Source organism: Chryseobacterium hagamense (assembly GCF_007991455.1).
Lineage (GTDB): Bacteria > Bacteroidota > Bacteroidia > Flavobacteriales > Weeksellaceae > Chryseobacterium > Chryseobacterium hagamense.
Genome location: NZ_BJYJ01000009.1, coordinates 44,787 through 57,332, shown reverse-complemented (window position 1 = coordinate 57,332; position 12,546 = coordinate 44,787). Strand labels below are relative to the sequence as shown.

At 41.2% G+C, this 12,546-nt stretch carries 12 protein-coding genes; 8 read left to right on the top strand and 4 right to left on the bottom strand.

Translation table 11 applies throughout. The features are described from left to right. The first annotated feature begins 39 nt into the window (after nucleotides 1–39). The 5 genes from CHA01nite_RS10275 to rluF are packed head-to-tail and all read left to right on the top strand — an operon-like array spanning nucleotide 40 to nucleotide 3,669. A complete protein-coding gene (locus CHA01nite_RS10275; RefSeq protein WP_146941227.1) occupies nucleotides 40–858 on the top strand; it encodes an undecaprenyl-diphosphate phosphatase in 819 nt (272 codons plus the stop codon). A gap of 6 nt (nucleotides 859–864) precedes the next feature. After that, nucleotides 865–1,638, top strand: coding sequence for a hypothetical protein (locus CHA01nite_RS10270; RefSeq protein WP_146941226.1), 774 nt, complete (start codon nucleotides 865–867; stop codon nucleotides 1,636–1,638). 41 nt (nucleotides 1,639–1,679) lie between these two features. Next, nucleotides 1,680–2,378, top strand: coding sequence for a tRNA pseudouridine(55) synthase TruB (gene truB, locus CHA01nite_RS10265; protein WP_146941225.1), 699 nt, complete (start codon nucleotides 1,680–1,682; stop codon nucleotides 2,376–2,378). Then, nucleotides 2,375–2,947: a hypothetical protein gene (locus tag CHA01nite_RS10260; RefSeq protein ID WP_146941224.1), complete on the top strand. Its 573-nt coding sequence runs from the start codon at nucleotides 2,375–2,377 to the stop codon at nucleotides 2,945–2,947. The genes truB and CHA01nite_RS10260 overlap by 4 nt, the downstream gene beginning before the upstream one ends. After that, nucleotides 2,947–3,669: a 23S rRNA pseudouridine(2604) synthase RluF gene (gene rluF, locus CHA01nite_RS10255; RefSeq protein WP_146941223.1), complete on the top strand. Its 723-nt coding sequence runs from the start codon at nucleotides 2,947–2,949 to the stop codon at nucleotides 3,667–3,669. Before CHA01nite_RS10260 ends, rluF begins: the two co-directional genes overlap by 1 nt. Nucleotides 3,670–3,699: 30 nt before the next feature. On the opposite strand, the gene CHA01nite_RS10250 is transcribed toward rluF, so the two are convergent. Further along, nucleotides 3,700–5,034, bottom strand: a complete 1,335-nt coding sequence (locus CHA01nite_RS10250) for a helix-hairpin-helix domain-containing protein (RefSeq protein WP_228458393.1) — start codon at nucleotides 5,032–5,034, stop codon at nucleotides 3,700–3,702. 100 nt (nucleotides 5,035–5,134) lie between these two features. Continuing rightward, nucleotides 5,135–5,479, bottom strand: a complete 345-nt coding sequence (locus CHA01nite_RS10245; RefSeq protein ID WP_146941222.1) for a MerR family transcriptional regulator — start codon at nucleotides 5,477–5,479, stop codon at nucleotides 5,135–5,137. Nucleotides 5,480–5,639: 160 nt separating this feature from the next. Between CHA01nite_RS10245 and CHA01nite_RS10240 the strand changes: the two genes are divergently transcribed. Further along, complete coding sequence (locus CHA01nite_RS10240) at nucleotides 5,640–6,521, top strand: AraC family transcriptional regulator (RefSeq protein WP_146941221.1); 882 nt, start codon at nucleotides 5,640–5,642, stop codon at nucleotides 6,519–6,521. Between the two features lie 2 nt (nucleotides 6,522–6,523). Here CHA01nite_RS10240 and ccoG read toward each other — a convergent pair whose 3' ends face one another. Beyond that, the gene (gene ccoG, locus CHA01nite_RS10235; RefSeq protein ID WP_146941313.1) at nucleotides 6,524–7,966 is read right to left on the bottom strand and encodes a cytochrome c oxidase accessory protein CcoG; all 1,443 of its coding nucleotides are present in this window, start codon (nucleotides 7,964–7,966) and stop codon (nucleotides 6,524–6,526) included. Nucleotides 7,967–8,310: 344 nt separating this feature from the next. Here ccoG and CHA01nite_RS10230 point away from each other — a divergent pair, with 344 nt between their 5' ends. After that, the gene (locus CHA01nite_RS10230; RefSeq protein ID WP_228458392.1) at nucleotides 8,311–9,126 is read left to right on the top strand and encodes an SMP-30/gluconolactonase/LRE family protein; all 816 of its coding nucleotides are present in this window, start codon (nucleotides 8,311–8,313) and stop codon (nucleotides 9,124–9,126) included. 66 nt (nucleotides 9,127–9,192) lie between these two features. On the opposite strand, the gene CHA01nite_RS10225 is transcribed toward CHA01nite_RS10230, so the two are convergent. Continuing rightward, nucleotides 9,193–10,500, bottom strand: coding sequence for a DEAD/DEAH box helicase (locus CHA01nite_RS10225; protein ID WP_146941219.1), 1,308 nt, complete (start codon nucleotides 10,498–10,500; stop codon nucleotides 9,193–9,195). Between CHA01nite_RS10225 and CHA01nite_RS10220 the strand changes: the two genes are divergently transcribed. After that, nucleotides 10,485–12,545 (top strand): DNA methyltransferase, encoded by a 2,061-nt coding sequence (locus tag CHA01nite_RS10220; protein WP_146941218.1) that lies wholly within the window; start codon nucleotides 10,485–10,487, stop codon nucleotides 12,543–12,545. The two genes, CHA01nite_RS10225 and CHA01nite_RS10220, sit on opposite strands and share 16 nt — an antisense overlap. Nucleotide 12,546 lies beyond the last annotated feature (1 nt).

The following is a 12,546-nucleotide window of genomic DNA, read 5'->3' as shown; positions in this document are numbered from 1 at the left end:
GTTTCTCAGTTTTTTAGTCTTTTAATTTTTAAATACGTTATGGATTTAATCAAAGCGATCATCATTGCTATCGTAGAAGGACTTACGGAATACCTTCCGATTTCTTCGACCGCCCACATGGGATTTACGGCCAATTTACTGGGGCTGGAAGAAACCGAATTTCTAAAAATGTTTCAGGTTTCCATCCAGTTTGGAGCCATACTCTCGGTAGTGGTGGCGTACTGGAAGAAATTCTTCGACCTTAAAAACCTGCAGTTTTATTTCAAGCTTGCTTTTGCAGTGGTTCCGGCACTGGTCCTGGGCTATCTTTTTGATGATAAAATTGAAGCGGTGTTAGGAAACCAGATTGCCATTTCTTCGGTATTGGTTTTGGGTGGCGTTGTTTTGCTCTTTGCCGACCGATGGTTTAAAAACCCGACCATCGATGATGAAAAGGGAATAACCATTAAAAAAGCGGTCACCATAGGGTTCTGGCAGTGTCTGGCTATGATGCCGGGAACCAGCCGGAGTGCAGCATCCATCATTGGTGGAATGACCCAGGGCCTGACAAGAAAAGCGGCAGCTGAGTTCTCATTTTTCCTGGCCGTGCCTACGATGCTTGCCGTAACCGTATATTCGGTATTTGTAAAAACATGGGGTAAAGAAACCCCGAATCCGCAGAAAGGCTACGAAATGATCATGGAATCCCAGGAGCATATTACGGTCTTCATTGTAGGAAACGTGGTGGCATTTATCGTAGCTCTGATTGCCATTAAAGCTTTTATCGGATTTTTGAATAAGTATGGTTTCAGGCCTTGGGGCTGGTACCGGATTTTTGTGGGAATTGCTCTGCTGATTTATTTTTATTGGTTTCAATAAGGGATGATGAAAAAGTATTTACTTTTTTTTATGGTCATTTCTGAAATTATTTTTGCGCAGAACTGGAAAGATAAAGTGTTTGATCAGGTTATCCTGATCAAAGATGAAAATGTTTTTTGGTCAGGCAAATTGATCTTAATTGATATTCCCATAAAAATTAATGATCGGAAAGAATTGATTTTCTATAATGCCTCTCATCTTCCTAATAAATTATTCTTTGATAAAGAAGTTTTTTTACCCAGGGTTAATAAATTTACCTTGATTGCTCCGGATAAGGAATATTATGATGGTGTAAGAGATTTTGCCAATAAGATAAAAGGCTGCGCAGAACCTATGAAGACGGATAAATTTTATTTTGTCAACAGGAATGAAATAAAATGGGACAGTATTTCTTTAAATGACTCTGATTATCCGACAGTCAACTTTAAAAATCATCAGGTTGCCAAAAATGAGATAATCTCTTATTATGCGGAAGGATTTGGATCGGTTTGCTGTCCCCGGGACAGGAAGCGCGAATATCTGAAAGATAATGGCAATGCTGCCTTTTTTCGTAAACTTAAAGATAAAGGAATTGCTGTGAAAGAAAGCTATTCATGCTGTTTTGGTGAAGAAGGAGAATATAGTGCTTTTTATCCCCTTAGGGAATTTTCCAACGAGCAAAAAATGATTTTTATAAATGAACGGCTTGAATTTTTCCATGAGAATCCTGAAAACTACCGGATCCTTTTTCCGGAAATCATCAGTTACCCTAATTTAAAACTAAATACACTAAATTATTAAATGCATACTAAATTTAATAATCCAAAATTATTCATACCCGGATGACAGCAGAAGACTTACAGTCAGGACACGTTTTTTTACTCGACAAACCTCTGGATTGGACATCTTTCCAGGCGGTCAACAAAATGAAGTATAAGCTCCGGAGCGAGTTTAATTTACCGAAAAAATTCAAGATCGGCCATGCCGGTACCCTGGATCCGCGGGCAACCGGCCTTTTAATCGTATGCTGCGGGAAATTCACGAAGAAAATCCCTGAGATCCAGGATGCTCCCAAAGAATACCGGACGGAGATCAAACTCGGGGTGCAGACTGAATCGTACGATACAGAAAAGCCTGAGATTCTTCATCAGGATATTTCGCATATTACAGAAGAGCAGGTGAAGACTGTTCTGGAAAAATTCATTGGTGAAATCGATCAGACCCCGCCGGTATTTTCGGCGATTAAGATCGATGGGAAGAGAGCGTATGATCTGGCCAGAGCAGGAACGGAAGTGGAAATGAAATCCAGGAAAACCACGATTCTCTACATCAATAATGTTGTAATTGATTTTCCGCTGGTAAGTTTTACCGTAGGCTGCTCGAAAGGAACCTATATCCGGAGCCTGGCGCATGATATCGGGCAGGAATTGGGAGTGGGCGCCTATCTTACCCAGTTAAGAAGGACTAAAATAGGGGAGTACACCATTGAGAATGCGACATCTAACTTTTTGGATAATGATTTTAAATTTGACAGACCATGAAAAATCTGCTTTTAGTAGTTGCCTTAGCATTATTTACCGCTGCTTTTTCACAGGAGGCTAAGACTTCAAAACCTGTAATGGGATTTTATTTTAATCCGTCGGTACATGTCGGTCTTAAAGTGGCTAAAGAAAAAACGATTCCCAATAACACACAGTACATCCAGCCGGAAGCCACCCGGAAACTTACCTATGGAATTACTGCGATCGGAGGTTACCATTTTTTGCCTAACTTTGCCCTCGGAAGCGGTTTCCGATATACCTTTATAGAAAACAATTATCATCTGGTCTACCTGATGATCCAGCCGAAGTTTATATTCACACCGGGCGATAATCCTTTTTTTATCGAGTTGAATTACGGGAAGCAGCTTAATCACAGTACGGTTTCGGATTCCGAGCTTTGGGGCGGACGGATCGGGATGCAGGTCTCTTATTCAAAAAGGCTGAGCCAGGAAGGGGGAATCGTTTTTGAATCCCATAAAACCGGATATTCCAATCCTTTTTTTATCGGATTAAGTTACGGGATTACTATTTTCAGCAATAAAAATTATACCGGTTACGGGGAAGACTAATGGAAAAGACAAGGATCAACAAATATTTATCGGAAGTAGGTTACTGCTCAAGGAGAGCAGCGGATAAATTACTGGAGGAAGGCAGGATTACCATGAACGGTAAGGTTCCGGAAATGGGAACGAAGGTTTCCGACGAAGATGTGATCGAAGTAGATGGCAAGCCGATCCGTGAGCCTGAGGAAGATCATGTGTACATTGCCTTCAATAAACCGGTAGGAATCGTCTGCACTACTGACACCAGGCGGGAACAGAACAACATCATCGAGTACATCAACCATCCCAAAAGAATTTTCCCGGTCGGGAGGCTGGACAAGCCGAGCGAAGGGCTGATTCTTTTAACCAGTGACGGTGATATTGTGAATAAAATCCTCAGGTCGAGGAATAATCATGGAAAAGAATACATCGTAAGGGTCGATAAGCCGCTTACGCCGAAATTCCTGGATAAAATGCGCAACGGCGTTCCGATCCTGGATACCGTTACCAAAAAATGCGAAGTGGAGAAAATCGATGAGATGAATTTCAGGATCGTACTGACCCAGGGCCTCAATCGTCAGATCCGCAGGATGTGCGAATACCTCGGCTACGAAGTCAAAAAACTCAAAAGGATCCGGGTCCTGAACATTAAACTGGATCTTCCGGTCGGAAAATGGAGGGATCTTACGGAAGAAGAACTTTCTGCATTGAAAAAAATGGTAGAAGGATCCAGCAAGACTTTTGATTAATCGGAAGAAATCCGGAAAAGGTATAGAGTCTCATTTCAGATACAGTTTCATCCGGGCTTCATATTCAGGTTTTACCTTCAGCAGTTTCCATATTTTCCTTTCATCCTTTTCACTCAACCGGTAAAAGATGATTTTGTCTGCAGAATATTTAAAGTAGGGATGGTTTTTCAGCCATTCCTCGGGAGCTTCCGTCAAGGTGTATTTCTGTACATTCGACGTATTCAGCTGGGCTGTGGAAAGCAGTTTTTTTGTAAGTTCCGGGTCAATATTATACGTGGTAAGGATCTGTTCCTTCGTTACAAAGCCACCCAGCTTCTTACGGAAGCCGATCATCGATCCCGCCGCTTTTTCATCAAAACCGAATTCGATAAGCTGCCTGAAGGTAATGGAATTTAAATCCACTTTGGAAAAGTCCGTTTCTTCCTGCTGCCTGGTTTCCGGCTTCTGACGGGAAATATTGGCTGCGGTATCTGCTGTATTTAAGCGGATAAACGGTTTCAGCTCTGCAAATTTTTCCGGTGAAATCACAAAACATTTCTGTAGATCTTCTACACTCTTAAAGTTTCCTTTTAAATTCCGGTCACGGTAATTGACGATGGTCTGTGCCTGTCTTTCGGAGAAGCCGAATGCTTTCCATCCTTCCAGGTCCAGGGTATTCGGGTCGAATGCATAATACCGGATTTTACGGTTCCCTGAATTCATACTCTTCCCATCAGGACCGGAACCGGCCGGTGTTTTTTCAGGTAGCAGCAGATAAGGACTGATCTTCCTGAAATTTTCGTCACTGATGATAAAACATTCTTTGAATTTTTCTTTGCTGATAAAGCTTCCGCCCAGGTATGTTTTGTATTTCAGGATGGCGGCAGCCTGTTTTTCGCTGAAACCCATTTTCTGCCAGTCGGCAGCTGAATAACGGTCGGGATTAAAGCTTCCGGAAATGCTGATGGCTTTCTTTTCATGGTTGCTGAAATGATTTGATTTAGCTGCTTGGCCGGTTTCAGGCAGCAGGACATAAGGAGCAAGGATGGAAAATTTATCTTCGGAGATGGCAAAGCATTTTTTCAGCTGCTCTTTGGAAATAAACTTACCGCCGACTACTTTCCTGTAATTGAGGATGGTAGCGACCTGCCTTTCGGTAAAGCCGAGATTCTGCCATTGTCCGGCATCCAGCTCGTTCGGATCAAATTCCGTCAGGATGATTTCCGCAGGAGGCTCCGTGATGAATTTCACCCCGGAAAAGTCTTCTTTATCCCTTCCTGTGTAATATTGGAAAGTAAATAAAACGGTCAGCAGAATGCCCACGACGGCCAGCTTTGCATAATAGGTTTTTCTCATCACGGTAAACTTAATGATTTTACTAAGCATTCGCAATGAGGGTATTGCAATTGTATTATTTTATGATAGAAGTTTTTGGTTTTGTTTTAAAATATAAATTTAAACTTCTGATGGGGATGAATTATTTTAACTATTCCTCATCCCGCTCCGTCAGCGAATCCTTTAATTTCAGCAGTTCCGCTTTCACGAATTCCAGCCGGTCGATGAGGGTAACGGTTTCGGAGATTTTGCTATTGGTGGTTAAGGCGATCTTGGCACCGTCGAGGGTATAGCCTTTTTCTTTGACAAGGTGATAGATGATCTGGAGGTTTTTGATATCCTCCGGAGTAAAATAACGGTTGCCTTTTTTGTTCTTTTTGGGTTTAATGATCGGAAATTCCTGTTCCCAGTACCGTATCAGCGAAGTGTTTACATCAAAAGCTTTGGCGACTTCTCCTATGGAATAATACAGTTTATCGGGTAAGTTTATTTTCATTTCTGGAATCGTAATCTCCAAAGATAAATATTTTTTAAATTTTCTCAAAAATACAGAGGCTAAAAGTCGGTTTTTCAGTTGATCGGTCAGAAGTGAAAGGCATTTAATTCCGTAAAACAGTTTAGGTTTTATTATTTTTGGGGTTTAAATGATAAGTCTGATGAATTCCATTTCCGTTCTTCATATCGATCTTTTTCAGCAGGGTAAAAATACACCGGATTTTTATTTCAATACGTTGCGGAACCATTTGGCCACCAGCCACCGGCATATCGAAAAAGCCCACCGCCACGATTTTTACGCCACCATTCTTTTTACCAACGGAAGCGGAGTTCATGAAATCGATTTCCAGAAATATGAGGTTTCGGCGGGGAGTTTATTCTTCATGTCTCCCGGACAGGTCCACAGCTGGGAACTGTCGGATGATATCGACGGCTATATTTTCTTTTGCCTGCAGGATTTTTATGAGATGCATTATGTCAATCAGAAACTGAGGAATTTCCCTTTTTTCGGATCGGTGAATTTTCCGAGGAAATTGCAGCTGGATCCTGCTGAACTGGACCATGCCGTTAACCTGATGGTTGCCCTGCAGGAAGAATACCTTTCCCGGCACATGATGAAAAACGGACTGATGCTTGCTCTGATGTCACAGATTTTTATTCTCTCAGCCAGGCAGTTTTCCAAAGATCCCGGTCATCCGGCTTCGCCGGCCAGTCTTTCCTATTTTAAGCATTACCAGGAATTCGAAAGACTGCTGGAGGAACATTTCACAAAGGAAAAATCCATTGCCTTTTATGCTGATTTACTGAGTGTTACCCCGAAACATTTAAACCGTATTATTCAGACTGTGGTCCGGAAGAAGGCTACGGACGTCATTACGGAAAGGGTGATCCTGGAGGCCAAAAGAATGCTGATGTATCTGGAGGAGAGCCTGGTGGAAATTGCTTTCCGGTTGGGCTATGAGGAATATTCCTATTTTGTGAGGGTCTTCCGGAAAACATCCGGAATGACCCCCACGCAATTTATTAAAATATATAAATCCTGAATCTAAAAAGGCAGCTGGAAGGGGCCTTCAAAAATCGTTTCGAACGAAGCCGTCATATTTCCTTTTTCATCGAAAACCCCGATCGTCATATTCTGTTTCGAAAAACGGATCTCTTTTTCGGGAAATGTAATGTTGATATTCCCTTTCAGAATCTGGTCTCCTTTCAGAATAATCCGATCCGGACCGAAGAAATCGATTTCCGCATGTCGGGGAGCGATCACTTTGATCGTCAACTTTTTCTGCTCATTCGACTTGTTTAAAAGCGTATAGATAAAGGTATTGGTGATTTTCCCGTTTTTAACGAAGAACGTGGATCCTGCCGGTTTGATAAATTTGGCTTCCATGGATCCGCGGTCGTACATCAGGAATCCCAGGAATCCGATTAATAAACTTAACATCACGGTGGTGGCCTTCATTCTTGAAGTAAATCTGAAGGTATCCTGATTTTCAATTTCTGCTTCCGTAGCATAACGGACCAGCCCTTTCGGAAGTCCGACCTTTTCCATCACTTCGTCACAGGCATCGATGCAGGCTGTACAGTTGACGCATTCCAGCTGCTGGCCGTTCCGAATGTCTATTCCGGTGGGACATACCACGACACACTGTTGGCAATCGATACAATCGCCTTTACCCAACGTCTTCCGGTCTTCGTTATTTCTCCATTTCGAGCGGCCTTCCCCTCTTTTGAAATCGTAATAAACGTTGATGGTCTGTTTATCGATCAGAACACCCTGAAGCCTTCCGTACGGACAGACAAGCGTGCACACTTGCTCCCGGAGCCAGGCAAAAACAAAATAAAAGGTCACCGCAAAAGCAATCATCCCTAAAAACTGCAGCGCATGATCGGCCGGTCCTTCCATGATGATTTTAAAAACCTCTTCGTAACCGGCAATGTACATAAACATAAAATTGGTGATGATCACCGACAGGAGGGCAAAGACCGACCATTTGATCACCCGTTTCCTTATTTTTTCAGTATTCCATTCCTGACGGTCGAGCTTCATCTGCCTGTTCCGGTCGCCTTCGATGAGGTATTCTATTTTTCTGAAAACACTTTCCATAAAGATGGTCTGCGGACAAAGCCACCCACAGAAAATTCTTCCGAACACCACGGTAAAGAGCATGACAAAAATAACCGAAGTGACGGCTCCCAAAGCTAAAATGAAAAAGTCCTGCAGGTAAAAGGGCTGTCCGAGGATGAAAAATTTCCGGTCAATAACGTTAAACAACAGAAAATGGTTACCATTGATTTTTACGAAAGGAAGTCCGAAGAATAACGCAAGCAGAAGATAGCTGACATAGTTTCTGTAATTGGTATATTTCCCTTTCGGCTTCCGGGGATATACCCATTTCCGTTCTCCGGTTTCATGCATGGTTCCTACGGAATTTCTGAAGTCGTCGTATGGCGTTTCCGGAGCCTGAAACTTGCCGGACGGTGTGTTCATCATGATCGTATGTATTTTGGATAATTCCTGAGCGCTTTCAACAGATGAAGCAAATTCTCATTTTTTAAATTTCAGTCTTGAAAGTATCCCTGTACTTTCCGTCCCGCAAAGCTCTGAATTAAATAAATGCTGCACTAACAGGATCTGCTTCTGAAATAGGATAATCCGGACATTCTGAATTTTAATTTGAATTGATCAAACTGAGAAAATAAACTTTGAATCTTTTCCTGCATGTCGTAAATTGTACCCTTTAAAAATAACGTGGTATGAAAAATGTCTTGAAAGCCGGCTCTGTTGGTTTGGTTTTAGTATTACTGAACTGCAAATCAGTAAATACGAATAGTATGTTTTATGAGGATAAAAAGCCGGAGAAGATTTCGGACCAGTTTAAATTTACGGAAGGACCTGCAGCAGATGCGGAAGGAAACGTCTATTTTACCGATCAGCCGAATGATAAAATTTATTACTGGGACTGGAAAACCAATAAGGTTATTGAGTTTATGGACAAAACGGGACGCGCCAACGGAACACATTTCGATAAGGACGGTAACCTGATTACCTGCTCGGATCATCATGGTGAAATCTGGAAAATCTCCAAAGACAGGAAAGTAGAAGTGTTGCTGAACCATTTTGAAGGCAAAAGGCTCAACGGCCCGAATGACCTCTGGAACGATAAATTCGGGGGAATGTATTTCACCGATCCTCTCTATGAGAGGGGTTACTGGGTGGATTTCAAACATGAAACCCCGCATAAAAGTTTATATTACCGAAGCAAAGAAGGGAAGGTTACCAAAATCGAAACCTTTACCCAGCCGAACGGAATCATCGGAAGCCATAAGTTCAGCAAACTGTATGTTTCCGATATCGACGCCGGAAAGACGTATGTGTATGATATTTTAGGGGAAGGAAAACTGTCGGAGAAAAAGCTGTTCTGCGAAATGGGCTCGGATGGGATGACAATGGATAAACACGGCAATGTATATCTTACGGGAAAAGGCGTTCATGTTTTCAATAAGGAAGGAAAAAAGATTTACCACATTCCTATTGATGAAGACTGGACGGGGAATGTGACTTTCGGAGGAAAAGACCATGATGTCCTGTTTATTACGGCGAGCAAATCCGTATATATTTTGCCTACCAAAGTAAAAGCAGTGAAATAGATTCAGGTTCAGACAAAGGCTGGGAATAAGTTCATCATTATCTCAGCCTTAATCCAGATCTCACCCTTAATAGGCCACTTCCATTTTCACCTTTTTGCCTTTCAGCTTTTCCTGGGAAAGCTTTTTCAGAAGGGCATTCACTTTGTTTCTGGAAACTGCAACGTAAGAAGTCGTATCTTTTACTTCGATCAGGCCCAGTTCTTCTTTCTGAAGTTCGCCTTTTTTCATCAGATAGCCTACAATATCCACCTTATTCACCTTATCTTTTTTCCCGGCACTGATGTAAAGGGTCTGGAAATACGGTTTTTCAGGAACCTGAGTAAACCCGGCCACACTTTCTTCAGGAGTATCATTTTTAATGAAAGGGAAATTTTCTTCCGCAGTCATGATCAGGTAGGCAAAACCTTTGGCATTCATCCTGGCGGTACGGCCGTTACGGTGAATAAAAGCATCTTCCTTGTACGGCAACTGGTAATGGACGATCGATTCCACCTCCGGAACATCCAGGCCTCTTGAAGCCAGGTCGGTGGTAACTAAAATCCTGGACGAATCGTTTTTGAATTTCAGCAGGGCCCGTTCTCTCTCATCCTGTTCCATTCCGCCGTGGAAGGTTTCCCTGTCGATTCCTTTTTCGCGCAAAAGCTCTGAAATACGGTCAACCGCGTCCCGGTGATTACAGAAAATCAATGTTCTTTTATTCCCGATTTTACAGATGAGATTAAATAAAGTATCCAGTTTTTCTTCGGAAACCGTCATTACTTTTTTTAACTGGATATCAGGTCTTGCTTCGGCCAGTTTTAAAAAGTCAACCACTTTTTCATTTTTCAATCCGGTAAATTCAGGAATTTCATCCATCGCTGTTGCGGAAGTCAGAATTCTTTGTGAAATATTTTTTAAAGAATCGGAGATGAATTCCATGTCTTTATGAAAACCCAGTTCGAGTGCCTTGTCGAATTCATCCAGGACCAGCGTCCGGATCGTTGTGGGGTCGAAATTGTTGTTTCTTAAATGGTAGACAATTCTTCCGGGCGTTCCGATCAAAACGGCCGGGGCCTGAATGAGATTATTCACTTCAATTTTTTTATCGTGACCTCCATAGCAGACCGAAACTTTGAAATCAGTTCCCATCGATTTGAAGACCTGCTCAATCTGCAGACCCAATTCTCTTGAAGGAATTAAGATCAGGGTCTGAATGCCCGGCATCTCTTTTTTAAGATTCCGGAGCACCGGAAACAGAAAAGCCAGCGTTTTCCCTGAACCCGTAGGCGAAAGCAGCACGACATCCTGATTGTTTTCCGTTGTTTTATAGGTAGATTTCTGCATCTGGTTCATCTCCTGAATCTGCAGTTTCTTATAAATTGATTCTAATTCCATGCTGCAAAGGTAATGAAGAAATTCAAAATTTTATATTAACGGTTTGGTGTTTTACGGGAAGCCGTAATGAGAGGCCGGTTTTTGGTGATAGTTTTGAAGCAGGAAATTTAAAAAAAGCAATAACCATGAAACTTTACCAAACCCTCGAAAAGCAGTTCAGAAAAGAACCGAACTATATGTCGGATAACGGAGATATTAAAAAATGGGTGGTGCTCAGCAAAGCACAGAACCTTGATGAAGAACTTATCGGATTGCTGTTGGAGGATCCCGATTTAAAAGAAAAGTTTTTCATAAAAATAAAAGAGGTCTTCGTTTTTAAGCAAAGTCTTTTTATCCATTTTCTGGAACAGAAAAACTATCTCAACGACAGCTATACCCAATTTAAAAATAAAATAGGCTTAACGGTAGACGGGCAATACCTGAAACAGCGGAACGAAGTCGCTTTGGTATGGCCTTTCAAAGACTGCATTCTGGAAGGCGGACAGAGCCGGGAAGAAGACCGGCGCGAAGAAATATTCTTTAATGAAACCCTGGCCCAGGATGAAATCACCGAACTGCTGGATCCGAAAGTACTGACCAATGCCAAACGTTTTGATGCCAGCGGTGAACAGGAGTTCGACTGTTTCAACAGGAACGAGAACGGCACCATCACCGACAACCTGATCATCAAAGGAAACAATCTACTCGCTCTGCACTCCCTGAAAAAAGAATTTGCCGGAAAAGTAAAGCTGATTTACATCGATCCGCCTTATAATACTGGCGGGATGGGTGATACATTTACCTATAACAATAATTTTAAGCGTTCAACTTGGCTTACATTTATGTACAATCGTTTAGAAGCTGCAAAATCATTATTAAGTAAAGATGGTGCTTTAATAGTTGCTATTGATGAAAATGAACAACCTCATTTAGGAGTATTATTAAAAGATTTATTTCAAGATTATGAAGTTCATTGTGTAACCATAGTTCACAATCCAAGAGGTGTACAAGGAACAAATTTCTCATACACTCACGAATATGTTTTTTTTGTTTTTCCAAAAGGAAAAAAACTAATTGGAAATAGAATAATTGATGAAAGTGAAATTGATTATTCTAATCTAAGAAATTGGGGTGGAGAAAGTTTAAGAAGTGATGCAAGAAATTGTTTTTATCCAATAATTGTGAATCCAAAAACATCCGAAATTGTTGGTTTTGGCCAGGTTTCAGAAGATAATTTCCACCCAGAAAAAAGAGAATTGTTACGTAATGATTTGATTTATATTTATCCTATTGATAATAATAATGTAGAGCGAAAATGGCGATATGCGAGACAATCAGTTGAAGCGGTAAAGCACTTGCTTCGTGCAAGGAAAAAGAGCGGGCAATGGGATATTGAAATTGGGAAAAATTTTGGGCAATATAAAACAGTTTGGATTGACCCAAAATATGATGCAAATGAATACGGAACAAAGATTGTGAATAAGCTTGTGCCAAATAACAAATTCAGCTTCCCAAAATCATTATATAATGTAAGAGATTGTATTTATGCATTAGTTGGAAATGATAAAGAAGCTATTATTTTAGATTATCATGCAGGAAGTGGAACAACAGCACACGCCGTTTTAGAAATCAATAAAAAAGATGGCGGAACCAGGCAATTTATTTTGTGCGAACAGATGAATTATGTGGAAACTGTTACAAATAAACGAGTGCAAAGTGTAATTGAACAAAACAATGTAGGAAATTTCATTTACTTCGAACTCAAAAAATACAACCAGATTTTTCTGGAAAAGATTGAAGAAGCCACCGATACAGAAGAGCTTCTGGCCATCTGGGAGGAAATGAAAGAGAAATCCTTCCTGAATTATAACATCGATATTAAAAGGCAGGAACAGCATCTTGAAGATTTTAAGAAACTTTCCCTCAAAGAGCAAAAGAAGCATTTCTGTGAATTGCTGGACAAAAACCAGCTGTACGTCAATCTTTCGTCCCTTAACGATGCCGGTTTTGAATGTACAGAGGAGGAACAAAAAGTGACGAAAGCATTTTATAAGATCAAAAACTAAA

Bases quoted from the DNA above. Each gene is read 5' to 3' on its own strand.
- CHA01nite_RS10240 (WP_146941221.1), top strand. From the start codon at position 5,640: ATGAATTCCATTTCCGTTCTTCATATCGATCTTTTTCAGCAGGGTAAA.
- CHA01nite_RS10230 (WP_228458392.1), top strand. From the start codon at position 8,311: ATGTTTTATGAGGATAAAAAGCCGGAGAAGATTTCGGACCAGTTTAAA.
- CHA01nite_RS10250 (WP_228458393.1), bottom strand. From the start codon at position 5,034: ATGCTTAGTAAAATCATTAAGTTTACCGTGATGAGAAAAACCTATTAT.
- CHA01nite_RS10245 (WP_146941222.1), bottom strand. From the start codon at position 5,479: ATGAAAATAAACTTACCCGATAAACTGTATTATTCCATAGGAGAAGTC.
- CHA01nite_RS10270 (WP_146941226.1), top strand. From the start codon at position 865: ATGAAAAAGTATTTACTTTTTTTTATGGTCATTTCTGAAATTATTTTT.
- CHA01nite_RS10275 (WP_146941227.1), top strand. From the start codon at position 40: ATGGATTTAATCAAAGCGATCATCATTGCTATCGTAGAAGGACTTACG.
- CHA01nite_RS10260 (WP_146941224.1), top strand. From the start codon at position 2,375: ATGAAAAATCTGCTTTTAGTAGTTGCCTTAGCATTATTTACCGCTGCT.
- CHA01nite_RS10225 (WP_146941219.1), bottom strand. From the start codon at position 10,500: ATGGAATTAGAATCAATTTATAAGAAACTGCAGATTCAGGAGATGAAC.
- ccoG (WP_146941313.1), bottom strand. From the start codon at position 7,966: ATGAACACACCGTCCGGCAAGTTTCAGGCTCCGGAAACGCCATACGAC.
- truB (WP_146941225.1), top strand. From the start codon at position 1,680: ATGACAGCAGAAGACTTACAGTCAGGACACGTTTTTTTACTCGACAAA.
- rluF (WP_146941223.1), top strand. From the start codon at position 2,947: ATGGAAAAGACAAGGATCAACAAATATTTATCGGAAGTAGGTTACTGC.